Origin of the sequence: Salinicola endophyticus, from assembly GCF_003206575.1 — a bacterium.
Lineage (GTDB): Bacteria > Pseudomonadota > Gammaproteobacteria > Pseudomonadales > Halomonadaceae > Salinicola > Salinicola endophyticus.
The window spans coordinates 1-26,321 of record NZ_PZJO01000008.1 but is presented as its reverse complement, the minus strand read 5'-3'; the positions used below and the strand labels follow the sequence as shown (position 1 = coordinate 26,321).

At 65.8% G+C, this 26,321-nt stretch carries 26 protein-coding genes; 14 read left to right on the top strand and 12 right to left on the bottom strand.

Annotation, left to right across the window (positions count from 1 at the left end; all coding sequences use genetic code 11):
• Nucleotides 1-85: 85 nt before the first annotated feature.
• Nucleotides 86-979 carry a threonine/homoserine exporter RhtA gene (rhtA, locus tag DOM66_RS15765; protein ID WP_110678474.1) on the bottom strand — a complete coding sequence of 298 codons (894 nt, stop codon included), beginning with the start codon at nucleotides 977-979 and terminating at the stop codon, nucleotides 86-88.
• A 109-nt stretch (nucleotides 980-1,088) separates the two neighbouring features.
• Here rhtA and DOM66_RS15760 point away from each other — a divergent pair, with 109 nt between their 5' ends.
• On the top strand, nucleotides 1,089-1,649 hold the full coding sequence (locus DOM66_RS15760; protein ID WP_245392462.1) for a helix-turn-helix domain-containing protein: 561 nt from the start codon (nucleotides 1,089-1,091) through the stop codon (nucleotides 1,647-1,649).
• Nucleotides 1,650-1,679: 30 nt separating this feature from the next.
• On the opposite strand, the gene DOM66_RS15755 is transcribed toward DOM66_RS15760, so the two are convergent.
• The gene (locus DOM66_RS15755; protein WP_110690830.1) at nucleotides 1,680-2,156 is read right to left on the bottom strand and encodes a carboxymuconolactone decarboxylase family protein; all 477 of its coding nucleotides are present in this window, start codon (nucleotides 2,154-2,156) and stop codon (nucleotides 1,680-1,682) included.
• 137 nt (nucleotides 2,157-2,293) lie between these two features.
• Nucleotides 2,294-3,700, bottom strand: a complete 1,407-nt coding sequence (pdxR, locus tag DOM66_RS15750; RefSeq protein ID WP_110690829.1) for a MocR-like pyridoxine biosynthesis transcription factor PdxR — start codon at nucleotides 3,698-3,700, stop codon at nucleotides 2,294-2,296.
• Nucleotides 3,701-3,791: 91 nt separating this feature from the next.
• On the opposite strand from pdxR, the gene DOM66_RS15745 reads away from it, so the two are divergent.
• Both DOM66_RS15745 and DOM66_RS15740 read left to right on the top strand, forming a co-directional pair.
• Complete coding sequence (locus DOM66_RS15745) at nucleotides 3,792-4,244, top strand: GNAT family N-acetyltransferase (RefSeq protein WP_110690828.1); 453 nt, start codon at nucleotides 3,792-3,794, stop codon at nucleotides 4,242-4,244.
• On the top strand, nucleotides 4,241-4,837 hold the full coding sequence (locus DOM66_RS15740; protein ID WP_110690827.1) for an FMN-dependent NADH-azoreductase: 597 nt from the start codon (nucleotides 4,241-4,243) through the stop codon (nucleotides 4,835-4,837). Before DOM66_RS15745 ends, DOM66_RS15740 begins: the two co-directional genes overlap by 4 nt.
• A 56-nt stretch (nucleotides 4,838-4,893) precedes the next feature.
• Here the strand turns inward: DOM66_RS15740 and DOM66_RS15735 are convergent, their stop codons facing one another.
• The gene (locus DOM66_RS15735; RefSeq protein ID WP_110690826.1) at nucleotides 4,894-5,478 is read right to left on the bottom strand and encodes a hypothetical protein; all 585 of its coding nucleotides are present in this window, start codon (nucleotides 5,476-5,478) and stop codon (nucleotides 4,894-4,896) included.
• 298 nt (nucleotides 5,479-5,776) lie between these two features.
• Between DOM66_RS15735 and ampC the strand changes: the two genes are divergently transcribed.
• The gene (gene ampC / locus DOM66_RS15730; RefSeq protein WP_110690825.1) at nucleotides 5,777-6,958 is read left to right on the top strand and encodes a class C beta-lactamase; all 1,182 of its coding nucleotides are present in this window, start codon (nucleotides 5,777-5,779) and stop codon (nucleotides 6,956-6,958) included.
• A gap of 108 nt (nucleotides 6,959-7,066) precedes the next feature.
• On the opposite strand, the gene mqo (DOM66_RS15725) is transcribed toward ampC, so the two are convergent.
• A complete protein-coding gene (gene mqo, locus DOM66_RS15725) occupies nucleotides 7,067-8,665 on the bottom strand; it encodes a malate dehydrogenase (quinone) (RefSeq protein ID WP_110678458.1) in 1,599 nt (532 codons plus the stop codon).
• A 248-nt stretch (nucleotides 8,666-8,913) separates the two neighbouring features.
• The gene (gene mqo, locus DOM66_RS15720) at nucleotides 8,914-10,548 is read right to left on the bottom strand and encodes a malate dehydrogenase (quinone) (protein ID WP_245392469.1); all 1,635 of its coding nucleotides are present in this window, start codon (nucleotides 10,546-10,548) and stop codon (nucleotides 8,914-8,916) included.
• A gap of 657 nt (nucleotides 10,549-11,205) precedes the next feature.
• Here mqo (DOM66_RS15720) and DOM66_RS19650 point away from each other — a divergent pair.
• From DOM66_RS19650 to DOM66_RS15710, 3 genes are all read left to right on the top strand, one after another.
• Entirely contained in the window at nucleotides 11,206-11,379 is a 174-nt protein-coding gene (locus tag DOM66_RS19650; RefSeq protein WP_157958897.1) for a hypothetical protein, read from the top strand.
• Nucleotides 11,380-11,495: 116 nt separating this feature from the next.
• Entirely contained in the window at nucleotides 11,496-12,032 is a 537-nt protein-coding gene (locus tag DOM66_RS15715; protein WP_110678454.1) for a gamma carbonic anhydrase family protein, read from the top strand.
• Between the two features lie 4 nt (nucleotides 12,033-12,036).
• Nucleotides 12,037-12,360, top strand: coding sequence for a thioredoxin family protein (locus DOM66_RS15710; RefSeq protein ID WP_110678452.1), 324 nt, complete (start codon nucleotides 12,037-12,039; stop codon nucleotides 12,358-12,360).
• Nucleotides 12,361-12,502: 142 nt separating this feature from the next.
• Here the strand turns inward: DOM66_RS15710 and DOM66_RS15705 are convergent, their stop codons facing one another.
• Complete coding sequence (locus DOM66_RS15705; RefSeq protein ID WP_110690823.1) at nucleotides 12,503-13,093, bottom strand: gamma-glutamylcyclotransferase; 591 nt, start codon at nucleotides 13,091-13,093, stop codon at nucleotides 12,503-12,505.
• A 221-nt stretch (nucleotides 13,094-13,314) separates the two neighbouring features.
• Between DOM66_RS15705 and DOM66_RS15700 the strand changes: the two genes are divergently transcribed.
• The gene (locus DOM66_RS15700; protein WP_110690822.1) at nucleotides 13,315-14,184 is read left to right on the top strand and encodes a sulfite exporter TauE/SafE family protein; all 870 of its coding nucleotides are present in this window, start codon (nucleotides 13,315-13,317) and stop codon (nucleotides 14,182-14,184) included.
• Between the two features lie 21 nt (nucleotides 14,185-14,205).
• On the opposite strand, the gene DOM66_RS15695 is transcribed toward DOM66_RS15700, so the two are convergent.
• From DOM66_RS15695 to DOM66_RS15685, 3 genes are all read right to left on the bottom strand, one after another.
• Nucleotides 14,206-15,549 carry a uracil-xanthine permease family protein gene (locus tag DOM66_RS15695; RefSeq protein WP_110678446.1) on the bottom strand — a complete coding sequence of 448 codons (1,344 nt, stop codon included), beginning with the start codon at nucleotides 15,547-15,549 and terminating at the stop codon, nucleotides 14,206-14,208.
• 307 nt (nucleotides 15,550-15,856) lie between these two features.
• Nucleotides 15,857-16,318 carry a YkvA family protein gene (locus DOM66_RS15690; protein WP_110690821.1) on the bottom strand — a complete coding sequence of 154 codons (462 nt, stop codon included), beginning with the start codon at nucleotides 16,316-16,318 and terminating at the stop codon, nucleotides 15,857-15,859.
• 151 nt (nucleotides 16,319-16,469) lie between these two features.
• Entirely contained in the window at nucleotides 16,470-16,745 is a 276-nt protein-coding gene (locus DOM66_RS15685; RefSeq protein ID WP_110678442.1) for a hypothetical protein, read from the bottom strand.
• 287 nt (nucleotides 16,746-17,032) lie between these two features.
• On the opposite strand from DOM66_RS15685, the gene DOM66_RS15680 reads away from it, so the two are divergent.
• From DOM66_RS15680 to DOM66_RS15665, 4 genes are all read left to right on the top strand, one after another.
• Nucleotides 17,033-17,599 carry an isochorismatase family protein gene (locus DOM66_RS15680; RefSeq protein WP_110690820.1) on the top strand — a complete coding sequence of 189 codons (567 nt, stop codon included), beginning with the start codon at nucleotides 17,033-17,035 and terminating at the stop codon, nucleotides 17,597-17,599.
• A 5-nt stretch (nucleotides 17,600-17,604) separates the two neighbouring features.
• The gene (locus DOM66_RS15675; protein WP_280951269.1) at nucleotides 17,605-18,615 is read left to right on the top strand and encodes a GlxA family transcriptional regulator; all 1,011 of its coding nucleotides are present in this window, start codon (nucleotides 17,605-17,607) and stop codon (nucleotides 18,613-18,615) included.
• A 59-nt stretch (nucleotides 18,616-18,674) separates the two neighbouring features.
• Nucleotides 18,675-18,926 (top strand): antibiotic biosynthesis monooxygenase family protein, encoded by a 252-nt coding sequence (locus DOM66_RS15670; protein WP_110690819.1) that lies wholly within the window; start codon nucleotides 18,675-18,677, stop codon nucleotides 18,924-18,926.
• Between the two features lie 293 nt (nucleotides 18,927-19,219).
• Nucleotides 19,220-20,449 (top strand): MFS transporter, encoded by a 1,230-nt coding sequence (locus DOM66_RS15665; protein ID WP_110678435.1) that lies wholly within the window; start codon nucleotides 19,220-19,222, stop codon nucleotides 20,447-20,449.
• A 283-nt stretch (nucleotides 20,450-20,732) separates the two neighbouring features.
• Here the strand turns inward: DOM66_RS15665 and DOM66_RS15660 are convergent, their stop codons facing one another.
• Nucleotides 20,733-21,584 (bottom strand): hypothetical protein, encoded by an 852-nt coding sequence (locus DOM66_RS15660; protein ID WP_110690818.1) that lies wholly within the window; start codon nucleotides 21,582-21,584, stop codon nucleotides 20,733-20,735.
• A 173-nt stretch (nucleotides 21,585-21,757) separates the two neighbouring features.
• Complete coding sequence (locus DOM66_RS15655; protein WP_188115201.1) at nucleotides 21,758-23,098, bottom strand: diguanylate cyclase domain-containing protein; 1,341 nt, start codon at nucleotides 23,096-23,098, stop codon at nucleotides 21,758-21,760.
• Nucleotides 23,099-23,369: 271 nt separating this feature from the next.
• Here DOM66_RS15655 and pgm point away from each other — a divergent pair, with 271 nt between their 5' ends.
• On the top strand, nucleotides 23,370-25,034 hold the full coding sequence (gene pgm, locus DOM66_RS15650; RefSeq protein WP_110678429.1) for a phosphoglucomutase (alpha-D-glucose-1,6-bisphosphate-dependent): 1,665 nt from the start codon (nucleotides 23,370-23,372) through the stop codon (nucleotides 25,032-25,034).
• Between the two features lie 188 nt (nucleotides 25,035-25,222).
• The coding region (locus DOM66_RS15645; RefSeq protein WP_188115200.1) for a cache domain-containing protein at nucleotides 25,223-26,321 on the top strand (1,099 nt) is incomplete at its 3' end.

The following is a 26,321-nucleotide window of genomic DNA, read 5'->3' as shown; positions in this document are numbered from 1 at the left end:
TGACGTGGACGCGGCTTCAGTCTGCCACGCCCACCCCACCGCGTCTGGAAGATTCGTGCACGGCGGTGGCGTGCTGGCGCCACGTTCAGTCGGGCAGCGGCGCTTCGAACGGCTCCTTGGCGCGGGCGGTGAGCGTGGTTCCGATCGAGGCGACGATCACCAGCGCGATCGCCAGCCACTGCAGCACGCTCAACTGCTGGCTCAGGAACAGCAGACCGGAGAGCGCGCCCACCGCCGGTTCCAGGCTCATCAGGGTGCCGAAGGTCTGGGTCGGCAGGCGTGGCAGGGCGATCATCTCCAGGGTGTAGGGGAGGGCGGTGGAGAGCACCGCCACCGCCAGCGCGAACGGCAGGATCTCGGGGGCGAAGATCGCCGGGCCGACCTCGATCAGCCCGATCGGGGCGATCACCACGGCGGCGATGGTGATGCCCAGGGTCGCACTCTGGGCGCCATTGATCGCGCCGGCCTTCTGCCCGAACAGGATATACAGCGCCCAGCACACCCCGGCACCCAGGGCGAAGGCCGCACCGACCGGATCGACCGGGCCGCTGTGGTCGTCACCCAGCAGGAGCAGCAGGATCAGGCCGCTGACCGCGAATGCCACCCACACCAGATCCAGCCAGCGGCGCGAGGAGAGCATCGCCACCGCCAGCGGGCCGGTGAACTCCAGCGCCACCGCGATCCCCAGCGGAATGCGCGCCAGCGCCTGGTAGAACATCAGGTTCATGATGCCCAGCGAGACGCCGTAGATCAGCGTCGACTTCCACGCCCGGCGGCTGATGCGCCGTCGCCAGGGCTGCATCACCAGCAGCAGCAGGCCGGCGGCCAGGATCAGGCGGATCGAGGTGGTACCGGTGGCGCCGATCTGGGGAAACAGCGTCTTGGCCACCGCCGCACCGCTCTGTATCGAACACATCGCCACCACCAGCATGGCGACCGGCCAGGCGCGCTGGACGAAGGGATGGGTGGCGACGGACATGACACCTCCAGGGGGGCTCGGGCATGATGGCTCGCCAAACCTGGCCGCGCAGCGCCTCGACGGTGAGCGGTGTGGGACGAGAGTCGCGATTGTACGGATGGGCAATATATTGCACAACTCTAACGAGCGCCCCGACGTGCTGGTGCACGTGGCTGCCAATGTCCGGCGCCTGCGCCAGGCGGTCTCCCTGAGTCAGCAGGCACTGGCCGAGCGGGCCGGGGTCAGTCGGCGCATGCTGGTCAATATCGAGAAGGGTGACGTCAACGTCAGTCTGGGCACGCTGGACCGCCTGGCCGAAGCGCTGGGCGTGCTGTTCTATGCCCTGGTCCAGCCGCCTGACAGCGAAGACTCCGCGCGTATCGACGAGGTGGCCTGGGTCGGCCGCTCGTCGGAGAGCCGGGCGCGGCTACTGGCGAGCAAGCCGGCCCGTCAGGAGGTCGAGCTGTGGTCCTGGTCGCTCGCACCGGGGGATGTCTACGCATCGGCGGCCGACGATAACGGCTGGCACGAGATGCTGGTGGTGATCGAGGGCACGCTGACGCTCGAACTGGCAGCGGGTGACATCGTCATCCCGGCCGGCGACTTCCATGTCTATCCGAGTGACCAGCCCTATCGCTATCGCAACGATGGGGCCGGTACGCTGCGCTTCATTCGCAACGTGGTCCATTGACCGGGCAGCGCACGCGATACCCTGCGCCGCTCACAGTCCCGCCTTGTCCAGCCCGAAGGCCTCGTCGGCGGAGCCAGGAACGGCCTGGAAGGCGATGCTGAGACGATTCCAGCCGTTGATGGCGACGATCAGAAAGGTCAGATCCGAGAGCTCCGCTGCGGAGAAGTGGCGGCGCATGTCGTCGTAGGTGTTGTCATCGACCCCATGCTCGGGCAGCCGGGTCAAGGTTTCCGTCCAGGCCAGGGCGGCCCGTTCGCGCGGGCTGAACAGTGCCGATTCTCGCCACACGGTCAGGTGGTGGAGACGGAGTTCGCGCTCGCCGTCGATCGTCGCCTCCTTGGCATGCATGTCGACGCAGAAGGCGCAGCCGTTGAGCTGGGAGGCGCGCAGCATCACCAGATGCTTGAACTCCTGGATCACCTCGATCTGCGCCAGTGCCATGTTGAAATCGAGGTACTTCTGCGCAGCCTGGGGAGAGGTCTGGTAGTAATTCACGCGGGCTTGCATGTCGTTCACCTGTCTGGGCAGTGGGTCGTGGGAAGGGAAGAATCAGATGCCGGGACAGGATGGGATGCCGGTGGGCGGTCGGACAGGGCCAAGATCTGCGACGATTTCTAGGCCATGGCAAGAGGCCCCGAGCCGCGTCACACCATGAGTTCGGCCAGCCGAGCTGCCAGGGCATCGGCATGGGCGGCATCGATGACGTTGGTGAAGCTCAGCAACAGCCCGGAGTGGCGTGCCGAGCTCAGGTGCCAAGCGGACAGCGCATGCCCGCCCAGCCCGGCGCTGGCGGCCCGGTTCGCAAGGGACACGTCGTCGGCGCCATCGGGAAGACGGACCAGCAGATGCATCCCGCCGGCCTGTAGATCGAGGTGAATCCGGTCGCCCAGATGATGTTCGAGCGCCTGGCGAAGATGTTCACGGCGCACCTGGTAGAGCGCCCGCATACGCTTGAGATGGCGGGCGAAATGGCCCTCTTCGATGAAATCCGTCACGACTGCCTGACTCAACGTCGGCGCGCCATGCCCCAGACGCTGCATCGCGCGCCGGAAGGTCGCGACCTGAGCGCTGGGAACCACCAGGTAGGCCAGCTTGATGGCGGGAAACAGGACCTTGCTGAACGTGCCGGTGTAGAGCACGCGCTCGTCACCATCGAGACTCTTCAGCGCCGCTTCGGGCTGGCCGCGATAGCGGTACTCACTGTCGTAGTCATCCTCGATGATCCAGGCTGCTTCCCGCTTCGCCCACGCCAGCAACGCCCGGCGGCGGGCCAGTGTCAACGTCACCCCGGTGGGGCTCTGATGCGTGGGCGTGACGACGGCGAAGCGGGCTTGGGCGGCGCGTGAACACCCCGTTTCGACATTCAAGCCTTCGGCGTCGACGCTCACCGGCGTCAGCTGCATCCCTTCGCCCTGCAGTCGTTCCCGCGCCATCACATAGCCCGGCTCTTCGAACCATCCCCTGTCACCGGGAGTCAGCAGGGCCCGACAGATCAGGCCAAGCGTGTCCCGATAGCTGTCGGTGATGAAGATCTGTTCGGGCTGGCAGGCGATGCCCCGCGACACCCCGAGGTAGCTCACCAGGGCGCGCTTCAGTGCCGGGTGGCCCGTCGGCGGTGGGTAATTCAGTTCGGCGCTGGACTGGGCCCTGAGTCGGCGCTGGGTCAGGCGCGCCCACAACTTGTGGGGGAAGGCATCCAGCGCCGGAAGCCCCAGTTGGAACGGGAGCGGCGGTTCGAGATCGGACTCCGGCGCCTGCCCGGCCATCGTATCCGGTGTCGGGGCCGGCCCTGTGGCGTCGGGCAGGTGGGGCGAGACGATCGTGCCCGCCGGGCCCCGCGGCAACAGATACCCTTCGCTGACGAGCAGCTGATACGCCAGCTCGACCGTGCCGCGTGACAGGTTCAGCTCACTGGCCAGGCTGCGTACCGAAGGCACCCGTTTGCCGGGTGGCAGACGCCCGTCTGCCATCGCTTCGCGCAGGCGCTGATAGAGCTGCCGGTAGATCGGTACGTTTTGTGCGCGGTCGAGCCGAAGTCGGGGATTGGACATGTCGATGTCCTAGAAGATCGAAGACGTCTTGGCGCTGCCAAGTGGGTCTGCACGATTCTAACCTGACGCCTCTGCACAAGGAGGATGTCCGATGACGACGGTTCGACTATCACAGGTGACAACGGAGCAGGCGTGTCTGCGCTGCTTCGATGTCATGCGAGAGCTTCGCCCGCATCTCCAGGGATCGCGGGACTTCGTCGATCAGATCATGCGGCAGAGGGTGTTGGGATATCGGCTATTGGCGGCGTGGGAGGAGCGCCGGGTCGTCGGACTGGCGGGCTACCGTCTGACCGAAAACCTGCTCTATGGCCGCTTCGTCTACGTCGACGATCTCGTCGTCGGCGCAGCAGGCCGCCGCCACGGTTTGGGCGCGCGGCTGCTGGCGGCGGTGCGCGGGGAGGCGAGAGCGGCGGGGCGTCGCCATCTGGTGCTGGACACCGGGCTGGGCATGGCACTGGCGCAGCGCTTCTACTTCCGACAAGGACTGCTCTCCCGGGGCCTGCACTTCGTGGAGGCCTTGAGTGTCGAGGAGGCGGGATCATGACCCGGCGAACGTTGCTCGTGACCGCCAGCCCGCACCGCGACGAGGCCCTGGGGAGTCGTCTGGCGCGGAAGATCGCGGCGCAGCAGGGCGGTGACCTGCTGGTAAGGGATCTCGCTGCCGAGCCGCTGGCGCCGCTGACGGTGGACTACGCCCGGGCGCTGACGCTGCGCGATCCCTTGCCGCGCGCGAACGCGACGCTTGAGTTACCCGAGCGCCTGATCGAAGAGCTCGAATCCACCGACCGGCTGATCATCGCGACCCCCATGCATAACTTCGGCATGCCCGCGGCGCTGAAGCTCTGGGTCGATTACGTGCTGCGCATTCATCGAACCTTTGCTGCGTCCCCCCAGGGCAAGGTGGGCCTGCTGGCGGACCGGGCGACGCTCGTCATCGTCAGTTCCGGCGGCTTCCACCGTGCCGGAGTGTCGTTGCAGCCCAATTATCTCACCCCGCATCTCGAGGCCGTACTGAATACGCTAGGCATTCGCGCGCCGCAATTCGTGTATCTGGAAGGGCTGGTCAGCCGCCGCGACGCGCCGGAGGCGATGATCGCAGAGGCGGCCGCTGCGGTAGACGACACCGGGTACCGATGACGGCCAACGCCGTCGAGAAGCCCATCATCACGAAAGCTCGCTGGCGCCGTCGAGGCTCACGGACCGCACTGCCACTCGCCTTCGAACGTGCGCTGAGCGCCATCGGCCCGGTCGTAGGTCAGGGTCGCCGGCCGGGAGGGCGACTCGCCGCCCTCCCGGGATGCTCCCGTCACGTCGATGCGGAGGGTCTTGCCCTTGCCCTGAAAGGTCGGGTTGTCGGTCGTGCCGTCGAAGCCATCTGGTGCCCAGACCCGTTCCACGTAGCCGGCTACCTTGACCACGCCCTGGGCCGCCGAAGAGGAGTCGACATTCCCCTTCGCGACCAGCAGCGGCGAAGCTTGCGCCGTCGAGAACTGGCAGCCCAGCTCGCCCGAGAGATTGGTCTCGTCGATATCCGACGCTGTCAGCGCGTCGAGGGTGATCTGGGAACCGTCCCCGCCACGGGTGGCGCCGTCAGTGTCCGACGGCCGCTCGACGGTGGTCTGGTGCGCCGGTTCCTGAGTCGTCGTCTGGTGGGTCGATGACGCCTGGCCGCTGGCGACGTCCACGTCTGAATAGGAACCCGAGCAACCGGCCAGTAGCGCCAACAGGCCGACCGCAACGGTCCCGATTCGATGTCCCTTTTTTCGGCTGAACGCCATGTTGCCTCCTGAAACAGCGATGGGTACCCACAGTGACCACGCCCGAACTCTACCGCGAGTGGCCAGCCGATGGGTAATGACGCCCCCGCAGTCGTCTTGAGGGTGAGCGCGTGATGGGCTCTCTCCGCGGCGCCGACCTCGCCCCTGATCTGCGTCAACACAAGGCCGGCCAGGCGGTTGACGAATGGTTACGCAGCGCCGGTATTACCCAATATGCGTTTTCGCGCATGATAGCGGCAGCCGGCGCGCAGGCGGTCGTCAGGTCGCCGATGAGCAACTTGGATCCGAGGAGAGGACGATGAAAGCATGGTGGCTGGGGGTGGCGCTGGTGCTGAGCACGCAGGTGGCGGTGGCCCAGGAGACGGACGCGGCCGCGACCCGCGGTGTGGTCGACCCGCTGGTCGAGGCGCTGATGCAGCAGGAGCAGATTGCCGGCATGGCGGTGGCGGTGGTGCGGCCGCAGGGCGTGCAGATCCTGAACTACGGCGTCGCCGATCGTGACGACAGCACCCCGGTCGACGGTGACACCCTGTTCGAGATCGGCTCGCTGAGCAAGACGTTCACCGCCACCCTGGCCACCCTCGCCGCCGCCCGCGGGCAGCTCGACCTGGATGCGCCGGTGAGCCACTACCTGCCGGTGCTCGAGGGCAGTACCTTCGACGACGTCGATGCGATCAATCTGGGGACCCACACCGCCGGCGGGCTGCCGCTGTTCGTGCCCGAGACGGTCAACGACCAGGATGCGCTGATGGCCTGGTACCGCCAGTTTCAGCCGAGCGCGCCGGTGGGAGAGAGCCGGCGCTACTCCAATCTGGGCATCGGGCTGCTGGGGCTGGAGGCGGCCGCCAGTCTCGGCAGCGACTTCGTGCCCGCAGTTCGCGAACAGCTGCTCGAACCGCTGCGGCTCGACCACACCTGGTACGACGTGCCCACCACCGAGCAGGGGCACTACGCCATGGGCGAGGACAAGTCGGGCGAGCCCGCGCGGGTCTCGCCCGGCGTGCTCGAGGACGAAGCCTACGGCATCAAGACCACCGCCACCGATCTGGCGCGGCTGGTCCAGGCCAATCTGGGTCTGCTCACGCTCGATGACACGCTTCAACAGGCGATCGATGCCACCCACCGGCCCTACTACCAGGTTGGCGACATGACCCAGGATCTGGTCTGGGAGCAGTATCCACGCCCGGTCAGCCTCGACACCCTGGTGGCGGGCAACGGCTATGGCATGATTCTCGAGCCGCAGACGGTCAAGCCGGTCGCCCCGTCGAGCGATACCGCTGCGGGGCCGGCCAAGGTGTGGATCAACAAGACCGGATCGACCAATGGCTTCGGCGGCTACGTGGTGATGCTGCCCGACCGGCAGGTGGGGCTGGTGATGCTGGCCAACCGCAACTACCCCAATGCGGCGCGGGTGGAGACCGCCTACCGCATTCTCGCGGGGCTGGGGGCGATCGAGCCGGACGCGGCGGCGACGCCCTGAGGGTGATCCCGGCTTCTGCACCGGGCCTGAAACGCCAAGCGCCCGCCGGAGGTCGGCGGGCGCTTGGCAGGGCGACGAGGAGTGCGTCCTGGTGCTGAGTGCTGACGTCTAGTGCTGACGCGGGGAGGGGGCGTCGATGGCCGCCTGCCCCAGGTCGGGCTCGTCGAGTTCGAGCAGCTCCCGCGACATCGCGCGGACCTCGCTCAGCAGCGTCGGATTGGAGGCGAGGGGCTGCCCGTAGGAGGGCACCAGCTCGCGCAGCCTGGTCTGCCACGCCTCGCTCTTGACCTGCTCGGGGAACACCTCCTCGATCAGGCGCAGCATGATCGACGGCGCCGTCGACGCCCCCGGAGAGGCGCCCAGCAGGGCGGCGATGGTGCCCTCGGCGCCGCTCACCAGCTCGGTGCCGAACTGTAGTGTGCCGCCCTTGCCCTCGACGTCCTTGATCGTCTGCACCCGCTGGCCGGCGGTCCACAGCTTCCAGTCCGCACGCTTGGCTTCGGGGTAGTAGCCCTTGAGCTCTTCGAACTGATCCTCTTCGGACATGCGCAGCTGGCTGATCAGATAGCGCACCAGATCCAGGTTATCCAGCCCGACCTTGGTCATCGGCCACAGGTTGCTGGCGGTGATCGAGCGCATCAGATCGGTCCAGGAGCCGTTCTTGAGGAACTTGCTCGAGAAGGTGGCGAAGGGGCCGAACATGATCGCCGGGGTGCCATCGAGGATGCGCTTGTCGATGTGCGGTACCGACATCGGCGGTGAACCGGCCGGCGCCAGGCCATAGACCTTGGCGTCGTGCTTGGCGACCACTTCCTGGTTGGTGGTATAGAGGAACTGCCCGCCCACCGGGAAGCCGCCGTACTGCTTGGCTTCGGGAATGCCCGACTTCTGCAGCAGCGGCAGCGCCGCACCGCCGGCGCCGATGAACACGAAGCGTGCATTGACGCTGCGTTCGTTGCCGCCGTCGCTGGTGTTGGCGACCGTCACCTTCCAGCTGCCATCGGCGTTGCGCTTGAGATCGCGCACCTGGGTGTTGAGCGACAGCTCGAAATTGTCGCGCTTGGCCAGCGAGTCCATCATCTGGCGGGTGATCTCGCCATAGTTGACCTCGGTGCCGATCGGCATGCGCGTGGCCGCCACCGGGTCAGAACCGTCACGCCCACTCATCACCAGCGGGATCCACTCGGCGATCTTGGCCGGATCCTCGGCGTACTCCATGCCGGCGTAGAGCGGGTTGCGGTGCATCGCCTCGAAGCGTGCATTCAGGAAAGAGACTCGATCCTTGCCCCACACGAAGCTCAGGTGCGGCACGGTATTGATGAACGAGCGCGGCTCGGAGAGCACGCCGTCGCGCACCTGGCTGGCCCAGTACTGACGCGAGACTTCGAACTGCTCGGTGATGCCGATGGCGCGCTGAATGTCGACACTGCCGTCGGACTGGGGCGAGGTGTAGTTCATCTCGGCGAAGGCCGAGTGGCCGGTACCGGCGTTGTTCCAGACGTTGGAACTCTCTTCGGCGGCGCGATCCAGCCGCTCGAACAGATGGATCGACCAGTCGGGTTGCAGCGACTGCAGCAGGGTTCCCAAGGTGGCACTCATGGTGCCGCCCCCGATGAGAACCACGTCGACGTTGGGGGTATCGTCGGATGCCGCTCCTGCCTGGGTGGTCGGCAGGGAACAGAGCGTGATGCCGTGACGCAATTTCATGAAGGTTCTCTGTCTGATGGATACGGACAGGCGCGAACGCGACTAGGACGACAGTCTAATGAGGTCGCGGCGTTAGTGCCATGACTATGACAGAGCTGGCGCGGATCAAAGGCCGCTTTCTGGTGGGAATTTTATTGTTAATCAATGCCTTGCGTGATTGGGGCGGGCTTTTTACCGATTTGAGGGAAAACACCCCGCAGCGCCGGAGGGCGGTGCGGGGTGCATGGCCTGCGCCATGGCGTCGCGGTTCAGGTGTCGGTCCGGGCTTCGCCGGCGACCGGGCCGCTCGGTTCGATCGCTGTCTCGGAAGGCGCATCGCCCTCCTCGCGCTCTGCCTTCACCACCTGCTCGAAAGTGGTCGGCTCCGGTCCGCCGCCGACCAGTTCCAGTGAGTTGGCCGTGCGGCGGCGCAGGTCGCGCAGCAGCGCCGGGTTGTCCGCCAGGCGCTGGCCGTAAGAGGGGATGATCTCGTGCAGTTTGTCCTGCCAAGCCGCGCTCTCGACCTGCTGCGGGAAGACCCGATTCAGCAGGCGCAACATGATCGGCGGGGCGGTAGACGCGCCCGGCGACGCGCCCAGCAGTGCCGACAGGGTGCCATCTTCTGACACGACCACTTCGGTGCCGAACTGCAGTACGCCACCCTTGTCGGGGTCGTTCTTGATGATCTGCACGCGCTGGCCGGCGGTCCACAGCTGCCAGTCATCGGGGTTTGCCTGCGGGTAGAACTGCTTCAGCGCCTCCATCCGACCCGTATCGGACTGTATGACCTGGCCGACGAGATACTTGACCAGATTGAAGTTGTCGACGCCCACTTCCATCATCGGCCAGGTGTTGCTGAGGGTCATCGAGCCAAACAGGTCGGTCCAGGAGCCGTTTTTCAGGAACTTGCTGGAGAACGTCGCGAACGGCCCGAAGAAGATGGCCGGCTGGCCGTCGAGCAGGCGGGCATCCATGTGCGGCACGGACATCGGCGGCGAGCCTTCCGCGGCGAGGCCGTAGGCTTTCGCCCGATGCTGGGCAACCACGTCCGGGTTGGTGGTGTAGAGGAACTGGCCGCCGACCGGGAAGCCGGCGTACTGCTCGGCTTCGGGAATGCCGGAGGCCTGCAGTAGTGGCAAGGCGGCGCCGCCGGCACCGATGAACACATAGCGGGCATTGACGCTGTGTTCCTTCTCACCATGGGCGAGATCGGCAACGGTGACTTTCCAGGTACCGTCATCATTGCGATCCAGGCCGCGCACTTCGCTGTCGAGCGAGAGCTCGAAATGGTCGTTGTCGCTGAGCGAATGGATCAATTGGCGGGTAATCTCGCCGTAGTTGACCTCGGTGCCGATCGACATGCGGGTCGCGGCCATTGGCTGATCCCCATCGGCGCCGTCCATGACCAGCGGCAGCCACTGGCGGATGGTGTCACGATCTTCGGTGTACTCCATCTGCTCGTAGAACGGATGCTGGTGCATCGCGGCATAGCGGGCACGCAGGAAGTTCACGTGGTCATCGCCCCACACCAGGCTCATGTGCGGCATGCTGGTGATGAAGGACGCCGGGTCGTGCAGCACGCCCTGGTCGACCTGATGTGCCCAGAACTGGCGCGAGACCTCGAAGTCCTCGGTGACCTTGATGGCGCGGTCGATGGCGATGCTGCCGTCCTCGCGTTGCGGCGTGTAATTCATCTCGCAGAAGGCCGAGTGGCCAGAACCGGAGTTGTTCCAGGCATTGGAGCTCTCGGCCGCGACTTCACCGAGGCGCTCGAACAGGACGACATTCCAGTTCGGTTCCAGCTCTTGAAGATAGGTGCCGAGCGTTGCGCTCATCGTACCGCCACCGATCAGAACGACGTCGACGGGTGTCTCGTCGTCGGCCATAAGTGCCGACGAGATCATCAACAGGCCCACTCCTGCTGCCATGCTGCGATATAGTTTCATTGAATGATCCCTGATTCCTGAATGAAGTCGATCGCGATCACACGGCTCCCTCAAGTATCAATGAGACAATGACCGGAATGATCGAAGGGCAGTCACGACAGTGTCGTGCTGTTGCTGCCGACATCACGTTCTGAAGCGTTCTGCGATGCGATGGCGTGATCTGCCGCGGGCGAGAGCCGGGCGGCATGATTCTGGAAAGCGGTATCATGACGGTAAATGGACGTAGGGCGCGTGATACCACTCGCACTGATCACAATGATTTTATAAGTTTAATATTGGTTTTTGTGGTGTGTTTTTAATCAGTGGCTTGCCCCCCCATTTTTTAACAGCTCTGAAAGCCGTTTTCTCTGTTTTGAAATTAAACGAACTAAAGAAAATTAAGATGCGACAAATTGAGCCGCTCTCGAGGACGGTTGAAAATCCATCCATTTCATCGCGGCGCTTGGTGTACTGACGGTCAACGGAGTCGCTCGACAAGACCTGGCCGCGACCATTCCGTGCTTGACGTCCCTGTTTTTGTTTAGCATGCTAACTAGGTGTTGCGGCGAAACGTCGCAGCCGTTTTGTCATCACGTCGTTTCGTCACCACGCCGTGTCATCACCAAAGGAGGGGTCATGAAACTGTTCAATCGTCTCTTTTCGATGCTCGCTGCCGTCATCGTCTCTGCGCTGCTGCCGTTCTCGCTGAGTGCCGAGAACGACGCCAGCCCGCATCAGAGTCTTTACGGCGGCAGCAATCTGAGTGCCTCGGTTGGCGGTCAGGGCAAGCGCCACGACGATCTCGCCTGAGTCCGGCTGTCGACGCAACGTCCGTGGCAGGCTGACGACACCGTCTAAAGTCGGCTGGCGTTGGCTGGCGCATCCGCGCGACGATCACGCTTCTCGTCCCGCCCACGGAGTCTGCCATGCCGCTGTACGCTTACCGTGAACACCGTCCCCGGCTTCCCGCCAGCGACCGCTACTGGATCGCCCCCGGGGCCCATGTCATCGGGCGTGTCGAACTCGAGGAGGACGTGGGCATCTGGTTCAACGCGGTGCTGCGCGGTGACAACGAGCGCATCGTCATCGGTGCCGGCAGCAATATCCAGGAGGGATGCATGCTGCATACCGACCCGGGTTTCGTGCTGCGCGTCGGTGTGGGCTGCACCGTGGGCCACCACGCCATCCTCCACGGCTGCGAGCTGGGCGACCATACGCTGATCGGCATGGGCGCCACCGTGCTCAATGGGGCCAAGATAGGTAGGCACTGCCTGGTCGGTGCGGGGGCTCTGGTCACCGAGGGCAAGCAATTCCCCGATGGCTCGTTGATCGTCGGCGCGCCGGCCAAGGCGGTGCGCACGCTGGATGCCGACGCCCGGGCCGCACTCGAGGCCTCCGCTGCCCACTATGTCGCGCGCTGGCAGGCCTTCGCCGACGGGCTCCAGCCGCTCGACGAGGAGTGAGCTCATGCTGCCCATCGACTACACGCCCCAGGCCCTTGAGCTGACTGCGCTGCGTGACATGCGCGGACCGGCAGTGATCGAGTTCGGCGTCTCCTGGTGCCCCTGGTGCCAGGCGGCGCAGCCACTGATCGCCGAAGCCTTCGCCAGCTTCGAGGCGCCCTATTTCAAGGTCGAGGATGGCAAGGGCCGGCCACTGGGACGCGCCTTCGGGGTCAAGCTATGGCCCACGCTGATCTTTCTGCACGATGGCGAGGAGATCGCGCGACGCGTGCGACCGGCCTCCGCCGAGAGCCTTCACGAGGCCCTGGCGCAGCTCGCCGACGTCTGAATACCCCGCAGATCGCCGCCGTGCTTTCTCCCTCCCTGCGCCACCCCTGCGGTGCGGCGTATCTGCTCTCTACTGCTCTGGCTTGCAGCAGATAGGATGCCCGCGCGACGTCCCAGCTGTCTCTCGGCCCGTCGCGCGCGCTTCAGTCTCTTTCGGAGGTCACTTCCAGGGCGTGCAGCTCGCGCTCCAGGGCAAACACATGGGCGTCGTCCCAGCCCAGCTCGCGCAGGGCCTGGGCGAGATTGAGCAGATAGTCACGGTTGGGCCCGCTGGGGCCGTGTGAGGCCGCGATCTGACGCGCAATCTCGGCCTCCGGCGCCGGGCCCAGATAGGCGGCGTTATCGGCGCCGGCGAGATAGACCACGCCCTCCGCCATGGGCGGCGTGGCGTCGTCCATGAAATCCATGCGGGTCACCACGCGCAGATAGCCATTCTTCTCGCGGATATCCAGTGGCTCGAAGACCCGGGGCGCGATGCGGTAGGCCATGCCGTGGCAGACCGCGTCCGCTTGCTCGACCAGGGTCACCACGCGTCCGGGCGCCTCGGGCGTACCGCGGTGATCGTGGGAACCCTGCCAGAAGCGCCGCGACCAACCATGGATCGCGGCCGGGCGGCGCTCCAGATAGTCGAAGTCCGCCTTCCAGATCAGTGAGCCGTAGCCGAACAGCCAGACCGAGTCGTGGCCGTCGAAATGCGTCATCTGGCGGTTGTACGCGGTGGTATCGAAGGACATGGCGCCGTCTCGTCGGGTGAGGGGGAAGTGACATCGTCGTCGTAGCCAGGGGCATCATCGTCATAGCGGCGAGCTCGATATGCTTATCGGAAATCGAGATTGTCGCGCCTGATGAGAGCTCCGTTATATTGATCGCGTTTCTTATGTCGTTTCAAGTATAAGCGTCATGACCGAATCGACTCCACCATGGCGTGAGCGCGACCATTTCCCGGGAGAACGGTATGCAGCGTCTGATCATCTTCGGCATCTCCGGTTTCATCGCCCAACTGGTGGATGGGGCAATCGGCATGGGGTATGGGCTCACCTCGTCATCGATGCTGCTGGCGCTCGGCGTCACCCCGGCGGTTGCCTCGGCCTCGATCCACATGGCCGAGGTGGCGACCACGGCGGCTTCGGGTACCGCGCATTGGCGCTTCGGCAACGTCGACCGTCGCCTGGTCAAGACCATGATGCTGCCGGGCGGTGTCGGTGCCTTCGTCGGCGCCTGCTTTCTCAGCAACGTGCCCGGCGATGCGATCAAGCCGGTGATCTCGCTCGGTCTTTTGCTGCTGGGGCTCTACATCATTGCCCGCTATCTGTTCGATCTGGCGTCGCGGCAGCCGCGCCGGGGCGTCTCCCGTGCCAAGCTGATTCCGCTGTCGCTGGTCGCCGGTTTCTTCGACAGCGTCGGTGGCGGCGGCTGGGGGCCGATCTCCACCCCGGTGCTGCTGGCACACCGCGGCATCGAGGCGCGCAAGGTGGTGGGCTCGGTGGATACCAGTGAATTCTTCGTCACCGTGGCCGGCACGCTCGGTTTCGTGCTGGCGCTGGGGCTCGATGACATCAACTGGCAGTGGGTGGCGGTATTCGCCCTGAGTGGCCTCGCCGCGGCGCCGCTGGCGGCGTGGATCGTGCGGCTGCTGCCGGCGCGGCTGCTGGCGGTGATCGTCGGCGGGGCCATCGTGGTGGTCAATGCACGTACGCTGCTCGGCTCGCTGGGCGTGAGCGGCGAGCCCGCCACGCTGACGCTGAGCCTGCTGGTGCTGGGCTGGATCACGCTGGTGGCGATGGCGGTGCGACGTCATCGGGCCTCCGTGGCGGCCCTCACCTGAGGGCCGGCGCCAGGGCCAGTCTCAGCGCGGCAGTACCAGGTTGAGCACGATGGAGGCGATCGCGCCGGGGATCAGGCCAGACTCGATCAGCACGCCGACCTGCGCCGGTGCCGCGGCGTAGAGTCCGCTCTGCGCCGGCAGCCCGATCGCCACCGCCAGCGATACCCCGACGATCAGCATGTTGCGCTTGTCGAAGGTGGCGTGGGAAAGCATCTTGACCCCGGCGCTGGCGATCATGCCGAACATGATGACCACGGCGCCGCCGAGCACCGCGGCGGGAATCGCCGAGACCACCGCGCCGAGCTTGGGTACCAGCCCAGCGACGATCAGGAAGGCGCCACCGATCGCCACCACGAAGCGACTGGCGACGCCGGTAAAGGCCACCAGTCCGACGTTCTGGCTGAAGCTGATCTGCGGGAAGCCGCCGAACAGCGAGGCGAAGGTGCTGGCCAGACCATCCGCCATCACCCCGCCGGAGAGTTCGCGCGGCGTGGCCTCGCGCTCGGCACCGCCGATCGCCGTCCCCGAGATGTCGCCGATCGACTCGGCACAGGTCACCACCGCCATCAGCGCGATCGCCAGCATCGCCGTCGGGTCGAAGGTGATCCCCATCTGCAGCGGGATCGGCAGCTGGAACCAGGCCGCCTCTCCCACCCTCGAGAAGTCGAGCAGGCCCAGGGGTGCCGCCGCCACGCAGCCGACCAGAATGCCGATCAGCACCGCCGCCTCGGAGAGAAAACCGCGCCCGAACTGATGGAAGGCGACGGTGATCACGAACACCAGCGCCGCCAGCAGCAGGTGGTGGGGCGCGCCGAAGTCCGCCGCGCCGAAGCCCCCGCCGACGTAGGAGAAGCCCACCGGCAGCAGCAGCAAGCCGATCAACAGCACGAAAGTGCCCGAGACCACCGGCGGAAAGAATAGGCTCAGGCGGCGATAGAACAGCCCCACCGTGGCCATCGCCAGGCCGCCCACCAGCGCGCCGCCGAACACCGCGGGCAGGCCCTGGGTCGTCGCGATGGGGATCATCACCGGCACGAAGCCGAAGCTGGTGCCCATGACGATCGGCAGGCGCGCGCCGACCGGCCCCAGCCCCAGCGTCTGCACCAGGGTGGCGACCCCGGCGACAAACATCGCCATCTGCACCAGGAACACCGTATCGGCCCCCGAGAGCCCGGCGGCCCCCGCGATCACCAGCGGCACGGTGGCATTGGCGACGAACATGGCGAGCACGTGCTGGATGCCCAGCGGTATCGCCTTGCGCAGCGGCGGCAGGTAGTCGACATCGCGCAGGCGCTCGGCATTGGCAGCCTGCGGGTCGGATGCGCTACGGGGGCTGGGCGCGGGGGCGGTGCTGTCCTGGGTCATCGTGGTCTCCGACGGCATTGTTGTTGGTGTTGGCGTGATGGGGGCAGCAACGACATCACGCGTCACGGCTCCAATCTAGCGGTTTTGCCGGCCGATGTAGACTTTCGATTTAGAGTCCATTTCCCAACCCTCTGACGATGGGCGCCGGGGGCAGGGCAAAGCGAGGGTCCTGTGCCAGGGATGGCAAAGGTAGCGCCCAGGGAGGGGTTCACAGCGTCCTCGTCACGATCCGACGGCCGGATGAGCCCACGTCTTCTAGCGGTTGTGCCAGGCGCTTAGCAGGACCAGAGCCGGCGGCAGCAGGCCCTCAGGCCGGCGGTGACTCGGACGACTCGGGCCACCAGCGCGCCAGCACCGCGGCCGCCTGGCGCTCGACCTCTTCGTCGATATAGATCGAGACCGCGACCAGTGCCGCTGCCAGCACGCTGGCATCGTCGGTGAAGCCGACGCCGGCGATGACATCGGGAATCGCGTCCAGCGGCGAGATGAAGTAGCCCAGTGCGCCGATGATGGTCGATTTGGCCCAGATCGGGACGTCGGGGCGCTTGAGCACGAAGTAGAGCTGCAGCGACTTGAGCGCCACGCCGCGTCCCGCACGGCTACCGAAACGGGCCAGCTTGCGCCAGAAGCGTGTGTCGCTATAGGCCTCGGCATGCTCGATGACCACGGCGTCAGCGGCGGTCACGGGCGGGGGCGTGTCCTGGGTCGCCGCCGGCGTGGAGGGTTCGGCTGCCGGCGGCGTATGGGTGAAGCGGGGCAGGCGGGGCATGGCTGGGTTTCCTCGTCGCGGACGCTGAGAGGGTGTCTACACAATGTCTGCGCTCGCCGAATTCGTAAACACCCTCTGAGACCGGGGGTAGCCGCGTGAGTTTAGCCAACAGCACCCGCCCGCGCCTAGCTCGCAAGCGTCGGGCGCGGCCTCAGCCCTTGACGCCGCCGGCAAAGTCCACCGACAGCCGTATCGGGGTGTCCTGGGGCAGTTTGACCACCGCCAGGGCGTGCTCGGTCATGCGGCGGATCAGCTGCTCGTAGGCGTCGCCGCCCTCGGTCTTGATCGCCTTGACCTGATTTTCCGAGAGGTTGTCGCTGCCCAGTTGGTTCTTCGCTGCGTGGCGCAGCGTCTCGCCGGTTTCTCCGGCGACGAGCTGATGGAATTCGTCGCCATCCATGCCGTCGTTGTGCAGTGTGATTTCCATAGCGCTCTCTCTTTCTTTACTGATGCGTGACTTCCGTGTGTGGCTTCGTGCCGAGCGGCGTCGCGATGCCGCCCGCGCTACACAACGTAGAAGTCGGGCGGGCAGGGCACAACTCGCGTCTCATCGGCGCTGATCCGGCGGCGCGTATCGGCCACCCATGGCGCCTGCGTCCGAGAAGTCCGAAAATGTCCGCTATCGGAGCACAGATGCCCTCGTGGCCGGCACGGACGCGGCGCTAGTCTGAATCCTCCGGCCGCTTCGGCCCTATCCTGTTCGAGGAGTTCGTCATGCTCGCCACCGCTCTGCTGCTGATCGATGTTCAGGCCTCCTTCCCCGCCCGTGACTACTGGGACGAGACGCTCGCCGAGGTCTGGCGCCCGGCCCAGCGCCGTCTGCTCGATCTCGCCCGCGAGACCGGCGTGCCGCTGGTGCGTATCTTCCACCAGGCGCCGGACAGTGCCACACCCTTCGACCCTGCGAGTGGCCTGATTCGTCCGCTGGCCGGTTTCGACGATGACGCCACCGTCACCTTCCACAAGACCGCGCACAACGCCTTCAGCGATACCGGGCTGGAGCGCTGGCTACGGCTCAATCGCATCGAACGCCTGGCGATCAGCGGCATCCGTACCGAGCAGTGCTGTGAAACCACGGCGCGGGTCGGCTCGGACCTGGGCTTCGCGATCGATTTCGTCAGCGAGGCGACGCTGACCTTTCCCATGACCCGCGCCGGGCGTACCTGGAGCGCCGACGAGATTCGCGCGCGTACCGAGCTGGTGCTCGAGGGGCGGTTCGCGCGCATCGTCGATGTCGAGACGCTGGCTGCAGACTGGCGTGGCGCCAGAGCGGTCGCTTGAAAGCGGTGCCGGCGGGCGCGACGCAGCGGGTCGGGGTACTGATGCTGCCGGGCCAGGTGCCGCTGGACCTGGCCGGGCCGCTGCAGGTGCTGCTCAGCGCCACGCAGTTGGGCGCACCGCTGGAGCTGCGCTTCTTCGGCCCGCAGGCGTCGCTGCCGTGGCTGGGGTCGCTGGCCCTGACGGGCATCGAAGCGCTGCCCGAGGCGCCGCTGGCGCTCGATCTGCTGGTGGTGCCGGGGCAGTATCGGGCGCGGATCGACAGCGCACTGCAGCACCACGCCGGTGACTGGCTGCGGCAGCAGGCGCCCGCTTGCCGAACCCTGATGGCGGTCTGCTCCGGGGCGCTGTTACTGGCGGCGACGGGGCTGCTCGATGGCCGCCGCTGTACCACGCATCACAGCCTGCTCGACGAATTGCGCCGGCTGGCGCCGCTGGCCCGGGTGCGCGGCGACTGCATCTTCGTCGAGGATGACCGCTATCTCACCAGCGCCGGGATCTCCACCGGTATCGACACCATGCTGCACTGGCTGGCGCTCAATCAGGGGCAGCGCCTGGCCCAGCAGGTGGCGCGGGAGCTGGTGATCTACTGGCGGCGCAGCGGGCAGGAGCCCCAGCTCGGCATCTGGCTGGAGGGGCGCAATCACGTCGAGACACGCATCCACCGTCTGCAGGATGCGCTCGCCGCCGATCTCGCCCGGCCCTGGACGCTGGCGGAGATGGCGCGCCTCGCCACCCTCGGCGAGCGCCAGCTGCGGCGACGCTTCAGCGCCCTGACCGGGCTCTCGCTGGGCGACTATCTGGCGCGTCTGCGCCTGCAGCAGGCGCGCCAGCTGATGTGCGAGACCGACTGGAGTCTGGCGCGTATCGCCGAGTGCAGTGGATTCGGCGATGATCGACAGCTGCGACGGGTATGGCAGCGCTTCGAGCGTGGCTCTCCCGCAGCCTGGCGCCGCTCGCACCAACACGGCGGCGCTGTGGGTCACCTCGATGATCCGACCCAGTACAAGTCTCGATGATGCGTGCCGGCGATGTTGCCGGCGACCGACGATGAGAGTCACCTGGAGATGCCCACGTCATGCTTGCCGATACGCCCGAACCGCCCTACTACGCGGTCATCTTCACCTCGCTGATGCGCGACGACAGCGCAGGTTACGCCGCCATGGCGAATAAGATGCTGACACTGGCTCAGGACCAGCCCGGCTTTCTCGGCGTCGAGTCGGCGCGGGAGGAGATAGGGATCACCGTCTCCTACTGGGCCGACCTCGAGGCGATCCGCGCCTGGAAGCGCGACATCGACCACCGCGAAGCCCAGCGCCTGGGGCGGTAGCGCTGGTATGCGGCCTATCGCACGCGTATCGCTCGGGTCGAGCGCGACTATGGGTTCGATCACTGAGGGCGTGGGCGACGTAGGGTGGCGCTGATTGGGGGAGGTGAGGGCGGCGAAGGCGGATCTTGACGACCGATGGGCCGATTCTTGGACTTTTGATCAAGCATTGTGGATTTTCGTCGATAGTGGCCCTTCGCTTAATACTTTAGTCTTATCGGCACTCTCGGGCGGTCGCGCTCCCTGTCATCGACCACCGCGGCCGTTCTGCACTGTCATGCCTGGAGACTGCCGTCATGTCGACTCCCTTGCCCACTGCCGCTCGGCCGGCGCCGCCCTCACGCTGGTTCGCGGTCATTGCTCTGACCCTGGGTGTGTTCAGCCTGGTGATGGCCGAGTTTCTGCCCGCCAGTCTGCTCACGCCGATGGCCGAATCGCTGGCGATCAGCGAAGGCCAGGCGGGGCAGGCCGTCACGGTGACGGCGGTGGTTGCGCTGCTCTCCGGTCTGCTGGTGACCGCGGTGACCCAGCGACTCGATCGCCGCCACGTGCTGCTGGCATTCTCGCTGCTGATGATCGCCGCCAACCTGGTCGTGGCGTTCGCCCCCGGCCTGGCCTGGCTGCTGCTCGGCCGGGTTCTGCTGGGCATCGCGCTGGGCGGATTCTGGGCGCTCTCCGCTGCTACCGTCATGCGGCTGGTGTCGGAGCACGACGTGCCGCGGGCGCTATCGCTGCTGTTCGCCGGTGTCCCCATCGCCACCATCAGTGCTGCGGCGCTGGGCAGCTATCTCGGCGATCTGTTCGGCTGGCGTAACGTCTTTCTGCTAGCGACGGCGATCTCGGTAGCGACGCTGATCTTCCAGTACGTCACCTTGCCGCGCATGACGCCGGAGCGTCCTACCCCGCTCGGCACGCTGGTCAGCGTGATGAAACGACCGGGCATGATGGTCGGCATCGTCGCCATCCTGCTGGTGTTCTGCGGCCATTTCGCCTTCTTTACCTATGTTCGCCCGTTCCTCGAGGGCGTCTCGCACATGGGGATCAATGCGCTCTCATCGACCCTTCTGGCGTTCGGGGTGGCCAACTTCGTCGGCACCTTGGCCGCGGGGTATCTGATCGAGCGCAGCCTGCGTCTGACGTTGCTGCTGATGCCTCTGGCCATGGGCTCGCTGGGCTGGTTGCTGGCAACGCTGGGCGGCTTCTCGATGGGGACCGATGCCCTCATGGTCGCGCTGTGGGGCTTCGCCTTCGGCGCCGTGCCGGTGGCCTGGTCGACCTGGATCACCCGTGTCGTGCCGGACGAAGCCGAGAGCGGAGGTGGCTTGATCGTCGCCTCTATCCAGCTGGCGATCGCCCTGGGCGCTGCCGTGGGGGGCGTGGTCTTCGGCATCGGCGGCGTGCTGGCCGTCTGCGCCACCGCCGGCACCCTGCTGCTGGCCGGCGCGGCGCTGGTGGTGGCCGGGGTGAAGACGCGGCCGGTGTCCGCCACCGCAGAGTGCAGTGCGCAGGGCTCGGCCTGTGACTGAGCCTGGCGCTGCGGTATCTCGGTATAGCCGGGAACAGTTCGAGATGTCCCGGCACTTCCGGGTTCGGTGAAGCGCTGGGTTCAAGGCTTTTCACCCGTGTCATACAGTCTGTTTACTGTTCCTGGGTCACCCAACCAAGTGTGGCAAGCTCGCGAATGCCGGTGTGGGAGGGAGCATCCGTTGGCACCTAAGCTTGGCAACGTTCATCAAAGTGCGGCACGTTTTCTTGATGCCGGGCCAAGCGCTCAAGCAATAGCGGCCGCAGCACCGTCGCCTCCAACCCCTAGCGCTTACCGCTAAGCCGTTCGCAATATGTGCTTGGCTTGTAGTATGGGTTTATGCACTGACGTACGGTTACGTAGAGCTTTTTTATGAGGTAACAGCCAAGCGCGACGATCGCGATGTCGGTGAGCGCTGCCAGTAGCAGGAGCAGCGGGTTCGTTTCCAGCAATCGTTCTTTGGGAAAGGCATATAAAAAGCCCAAAAATCCGATGGCTAGACAAAAAACGGTCACCCCGAATATGCTCAGGCACTCCCGAATGAAGTAGTGCTGCCCATGCCGGGTGAGTGCGGTATCAATATCGATGTAGTCCTCGAGATACACCACGATCGCTTCTTTTTTTGTAACGCTGCTTTCACTGTCCGGTGTCTGCTTCGAGCTCGTTTCGATAAAAACGACGTCCAACTCGGTTTCCCGATATCCGTTTTGCTCATTGGCGACGAAGATGACCAGTGATGTTGCGGGTGGCAGTCGAAGCGTGATATCTCCGATGAAGAACTCTTCCCCTTTGGCGTTGCCCACGTGATGGGTGACGTAAGTAACGGGACCTTTGAGCGAACACACCTTGTCGTCGAGTACGGCCTTTTTCTTATGCCCCTGCCTACCGATCCCCCGGCCGACGTAAAAACAAAGACCCACGAGCGGTACGCCTAATAGCAGCACCGTTAAGATGCTCGCGCGCGATACTCCGAACAACAGCACCGGTATCAGCATCCCGGCCATGGCGAGGAAAACGGCGCCGATCAGGACATAGGCGTGAAGCTCGATGCGTTTGAGCACCAATACCTGCTTCGTATAAGTCAGCTCATTAGCCGTGATCTCTCGTTCGCTCTGAACGTTGACACCACCGTCCATAGGGAATCCTTCTAATCATATGTGTCATGGGTTGGCGGGCTGAGTGTGTTAGGGGCCGGTATCGCGGTGCAGCGAATTATATCGTCCCTGCGGCAGACATGCTGTCGGTGGAGACGTTCTTGTGTCAGCGCTGCGCGCACGGCTCTGGCATATAGCGCCCGAGCGCGGGCCGATCAACTGGCGTCGATGTCGGTGTCCGGCGCCGTGCGTGACGCTCGCTTTTCGGCATACATGGCCTGATCGGCCCGGCGCAGCAACGCCTCGGCGCTGGTGCCATCCCGCGGATAGACCGCGACACCGATGCTCACGCCCACCTGTAGACGCTGGCCCGAGACGTCGAATGGCTGGCGCAGCGTGTGGCGCAGATTCGCCGCCACGCTGTCGGCCTCTGCTGGCGCATGCAGATTCTGGAGAAGTACGGCGAACTCGTCCCCTCCCAGGCGGGCCACGAGGCTGGATTCGCGGACAGCGTGGCACAGGCGCCGGGCAGCGAGTTCGAGCAACGTATCGCCCAGCGCGTGGCCGTGTGTATCGTTGATGCGCTTGAAACCGTCCAGGTCGAGATAGAGCAACGCCAGGCGGTTCGGGGTGGGGCCGGGCGACACCAGCGCTGCACGCAGCCGTTCGTGGAAGGCTTCGCGGTTGGCCAGGCCGGTGAGCCCGTCGTAGCGGGCCATGTACTCCAGGCGCTGGAACAGGCGCTTGCGCACGATCGCCTGGGCCACCTGGATGGAAACGAACTGCAGCAGTTCGCGATCGTCTTCGTCGTAGGACTGTCTGTTGTCATAGCTTTTCACCACCAGCGCGCCGATGGTGCGGTCGGCGCTCTTGAGCGGTACGCCCAGCCAGGAGTGCGCGGCGTCCCTGTTCAGCAGCTCACGCGCTGCGCCTGCCGTCAGCGCCTCGGTCTGGGCCGGCAGCAACAGCTCACGACCATGGCGGATGACCTGGCCACACAGGGTATCGGCGCTCATGGGGGGCGATGCCCCCGGGGCGGCGCGCTCATCGACATGGTAGAGATAGCTCAGCTCGTCGCGCTCGACGTCATGCAGCGCGACCGTGAAATTCTCCGCCGGCATGAGCGTGTTGATGATGGCGTGGATACGTGCCGCCAGATCCGTCAGATCGGCCGACAGGTGCGCCGCTTCCGAGATCGCATAGACCGCCGCCTGGCGCTGCTCGGCCTGCTTGAGCGCCGTCACGTCCCGGGCCACGCCGATGCGTACCCCATCGGCTGCCGACCAGCGCGCCGTCCACATGATATGCGCGATCCCGCCGTCCTTGCGGCGGTAGCGGTTCTCGAAATGGGTTTCGATGCCGCCGCGCATCACTCGCTCGGCGGCGGCGCGGGTCCGCTCGCGATCCTCCTCGTGCACCAGATCGAGCATACGCATGCCGACCAGCTCCTCCGGCGTATAGCCAAAGATTCGCTCACACGCCGCGCTCACCGACACGAAGCGCCCCTCAGCGCTGACGACGCAAATCGCGTCCAGCAGCAAATCGGCATAAACCATGCAACCCCTCGCAAAAGCCGGCACGCCCATGGTCCGAGCGGCATCGGGCCAGCCAGCGACGTGACCCCCGCCCCCGGTGACGACCCACACGCGATGCGCGCGAGCCGAACGGAAGCGTACTCTCCCCTCGTCAGGGTAGGTAAGCAGTGTAGAGGAGTTGTCTGAGCCGCGGGGAGTCTTGCTTGTCGACTGGTGACAGTGGTCTGCTATAGGGAATCTGGCCGGCGTGTGCGTGTCAGACCCTATTCCAGGCCATCGAAAGGAACCGACGATGAGTATCGACCCCCGGGCAGGACGCCTGCCGGACCCGCACAGCCTCGCCAATCTGCCGCGGCTGGTCTCGCGCTACTACAGCGAGCGTCCCGATGCCCATGACCCGGCCCAGCAGGTCGCGTTCGGCACCTCCGGCCACCGCGGCTCGTCGCTCAAGCGGAGCTTCAACGAGTGGCACATCCTGGCCACGACCCAGGCGATCTGCGAGTACCGCGAGTCCCAGGGCATCGATGGGCCGCTGTTCATCGGCATGGACACCCACGCACTCTCCGAGCCGGCGCTGGTGTCGGCGCTCGAGGTGCTCGCCGCCAACCGGGTGGCAGTGCGTATCGACGCCGGCTGCGAGGCGACCGGCTTCGAGCCCGGCTACACGCCGACACCGGCGATCTCCAACGCCATCCTGAACTACAACCAGGGGCGCCACCACGGCCTGGCCGACGGCATCGTCATCACCCCGTCGCACAATCCGCCGGTGGATGGCGGCTTCAAGTACAACCCCACCAACGGCGGCCCGGCCGATACCGGGGTCACCAAGTGGATTCAGGAGCGGGCCAACGAGCACCTCGCCGACGGCCTGCGCCAGGTCCAGCGGGTGAGCTACGCCGAGGCGCTGGCGGCGCCGACCACCCAGCGCTTCGACTATATCGAGAGCTATGTCGGCGGTCTCGACAAGGTCATCGACATGGCCGCGATTCGTGACTCCGGGCTCACCTTCGGGGTCGATCCGCTGGGCGGCGCCGGGGTGCACTACTGGCCGCGTATCGCCGAGAAGTACGACCTGCCGCTGGAGGTGCTGTCGACCACGGTCGATCCCACCTTCCGCTTCATGCGCATGGATTGGGACGGCAAGATCCGCATGGACTGCTCTTCGCCCCATGCCATGGCCGGGCTGATCGAGAACAAGGATCGCTTCGACGTCTCCTTCGCCTGTGATACCGATCACGACCGCCACGGCATCGTGGCCCGCTCCACTGGGCTTTTGAACCCCAATCACTATCTTGCCGTGGCCATCGAGTACCTGTTCACCCATCGTCCGCACTGGGGCGACAAGGCCGCCATCGGCAAGACGCTGGTATCGTCGTCGATGATCGATCGCGTGGCCGAGGGGCTGGGGCGAGAGGTCACCGAGGTGCCGGTGGGCTTCAAGTGGTTCGTCGATGGCCTGATCGAGGGCAGTCTCGGGTTTGGCGGCGAGGAGTCCGCGGGGGCCTCTTTCCTGACCCTGGACGGTCAGCCGTGGTCGACCGACAAGGATGGCATCATCCTGGGCCTGCTCGCCGCCGAGATCACCGCCGTCACCGGCAAGGACCCGGGCGAGCGCTACCGGGCCCTGACCGAGCGTTACGGCGCGCCGGTCTATGAACGCGTCGATGCACCGGCCAACCGCGAGCAGAAGGCCAAGCTGGGCAAGCTGTCGCCGGAGCAGGTCACCGCCGATACGCTGGCCGGTCATCCGATCATCCGCAAGCTGACCGAGGCGCCGGGCAACGGGGCGGCCATCGGCGGGCTCAAGGTGGTCACCGAGGCGGGCTGGTTCGCCGCACGCCCCTCGGGCACCGAGGACGTCTACAAGATCTACGCCGAGAGCTTCGAAGGCGAAGCGCATCTCCAGCGTATCCAGCAAGAGGCCAAGGCGCTGGTCGACGCCGTGCTGGCGGGCTGAGCCCGCATGGGGCGGTGGCGTCGCCACCGCCCTGTCATACCTGCCGATCACTGACTGGCGACGCCGGGCGACACCTCGGCGACAGTCGTTTCACTGAGACTAAAGTTGCCCCTTTCCCGGGCGATATCTCCCCTGTTCCGCTTCGTTGCCGCACCTCCGGCAGCGCCATCCGCTGACAGGGATCTACCATGCACTTCAAATCCATACGTACGCTGGTCACGCTGCTGGTGGGGGCGTGCATTGTCTTTGTGGTCGCGGCGTTGGTGGGTTACACCGTCTACGCCAACACGCGTTCGCAGGCGCTGGTGGACGCGCGTACCGACGAGTTGCTGACCGCCAGCATTCGCGAGCGCCTGAACGCGGTGGCCGGACGCGAGGCCGAGCGTATCCAGGCGCGTCTCGATCACGCCCTGACCCTGGCGCACTCCCTCGCCAACACCAATGCGCTGATGGGCGCGGTCGACGATCAGGGCCGGCGGCGGCTCTCGCTGGGCCGCGACGAACTCTCCAACCTGGTGCGCCAGACGGTGGTCGACAATCCCGACCTGCTCGACGCTTTCATCGGCTGGGAGCCCAACGCCTTCGGCAGTGACGCCTACTATCAGGGGCGCGAAGATGCCGGCTATGGCAAGGATGGGCGTTTCATGCCGTGGTGGTATCGCACCGCCGACGGCAAGATCGCGGTGCTGCCACTGGGCGATACCCTCGACAGCACCAAGGTGATGCCGAGCGGGGTACGCGAGGGCGAGTACTATCTCTGCCCCAAGGAGACCCGCAAACCCTGCATCATCGACCCCGCGCCTTACGACTATAACGGCAAGACGCTGATGGTGACCTCGTTCAACGTGCCGATCCTGGTCGATGGTGAGTTCCGCGGCAGCGCCGGGGTCGATCTCTCGGTCGACTTCATCCAGGGGCTGCTCAACGACGCCAGCCGTGCGCTTTACGACGGTGCCGGCGACTGGACGCTGATCGCCCCGCGTGGCGGGATCACCGCCTACACCGACGACCCCAAGATCGTGGGCAAGAACGCCAGCGAGGTGTTCGATGCCGACGTCAATGCGCTGCTCGAACAGGCGCGCCAGGGCCAGCCTGAGCTGCGTGAGGAGGGCGGCCAGATCGAGATGGCGTGGCCGTTCCATGTCGGCGCGGCCGACGGCAAGCCCTGGATCGTGTTGATCCGCCTGCCCCAGAGCGTGGCCATGGCCGGTATCAACGACCTGCAGCAGCAGCTCGCCGGCCAGCGCTATCAGGACACCCTGGCGATGCTCACGGTGGGCGCCGGTC

Coding starts and splice junctions, on each gene's coding strand:
- pdxR (WP_110690829.1), bottom strand. CDS start 3,700: ATGTCCAATCCCCGACTTCGGCTCGACCGCGCACAAAACGTACCGATC.
- DOM66_RS15745 (WP_110690828.1), top strand. CDS start 3,792: ATGACGACGGTTCGACTATCACAGGTGACAACGGAGCAGGCGTGTCTG.
- DOM66_RS15690 (WP_110690821.1), bottom strand. CDS start 16,318: ATGCCCCGCCTGCCCCGCTTCACCCATACGCCGCCGGCAGCCGAACCC.
- DOM66_RS15660 (WP_110690818.1), bottom strand. CDS start 21,584: ATGGACGGTGGTGTCAACGTTCAGAGCGAACGAGAGATCACGGCTAAT.
- DOM66_RS15655 (WP_188115201.1), bottom strand. CDS start 23,098: ATGGTTTATGCCGATTTGCTGCTGGACGCGATTTGCGTCGTCAGCGCT.
- DOM66_RS15665 (WP_110678435.1), top strand. CDS start 19,220: ATGTCGACTCCCTTGCCCACTGCCGCTCGGCCGGCGCCGCCCTCACGC.
- mqo (WP_110678458.1), bottom strand. CDS start 8,665: ATGAAATTGCGTCACGGCATCACGCTCTGTTCCCTGCCGACCACCCAG.
- DOM66_RS15695 (WP_110678446.1), bottom strand. CDS start 15,549: ATGACCCAGGACAGCACCGCCCCCGCGCCCAGCCCCCGTAGCGCATCC.
- mqo (WP_245392469.1), bottom strand. CDS start 10,548: ATGATCTCGTCGGCACTTATGGCCGACGACGAGACACCCGTCGACGTC.
- DOM66_RS15700 (WP_110690822.1), top strand. CDS start 13,315: ATGCAGCGTCTGATCATCTTCGGCATCTCCGGTTTCATCGCCCAACTG.
- DOM66_RS19650 (WP_157958897.1), top strand. CDS start 11,206: ATGAAACTGTTCAATCGTCTCTTTTCGATGCTCGCTGCCGTCATCGTC.
- ampC (WP_110690825.1), top strand. CDS start 5,777: ATGAAAGCATGGTGGCTGGGGGTGGCGCTGGTGCTGAGCACGCAGGTG.
- DOM66_RS15670 (WP_110690819.1), top strand. CDS start 18,675: ATGCTTGCCGATACGCCCGAACCGCCCTACTACGCGGTCATCTTCACC.
- DOM66_RS15680 (WP_110690820.1), top strand. CDS start 17,033: ATGCTCGCCACCGCTCTGCTGCTGATCGATGTTCAGGCCTCCTTCCCC.
- DOM66_RS15735 (WP_110690826.1), bottom strand. CDS start 5,478: ATGGCGTTCAGCCGAAAAAAGGGACATCGAATCGGGACCGTTGCGGTC.
- DOM66_RS15710 (WP_110678452.1), top strand. CDS start 12,037: ATGCTGCCCATCGACTACACGCCCCAGGCCCTTGAGCTGACTGCGCTG.
- DOM66_RS15740 (WP_110690827.1), top strand. CDS start 4,241: ATGACCCGGCGAACGTTGCTCGTGACCGCCAGCCCGCACCGCGACGAG.
- DOM66_RS15685 (WP_110678442.1), bottom strand. CDS start 16,745: ATGGAAATCACACTGCACAACGACGGCATGGATGGCGACGAATTCCAT.
- rhtA (WP_110678474.1), bottom strand. CDS start 979: ATGTCCGTCGCCACCCATCCCTTCGTCCAGCGCGCCTGGCCGGTCGCC.
- DOM66_RS15755 (WP_110690830.1), bottom strand. CDS start 2,156: ATGCAAGCCCGCGTGAATTACTACCAGACCTCTCCCCAGGCTGCGCAG.
- pgm (WP_110678429.1), top strand. CDS start 23,370: ATGAGTATCGACCCCCGGGCAGGACGCCTGCCGGACCCGCACAGCCTC.
- DOM66_RS15715 (WP_110678454.1), top strand. CDS start 11,496: ATGCCGCTGTACGCTTACCGTGAACACCGTCCCCGGCTTCCCGCCAGC.
- DOM66_RS15705 (WP_110690823.1), bottom strand. CDS start 13,093: ATGTCCTTCGATACCACCGCGTACAACCGCCAGATGACGCATTTCGAC.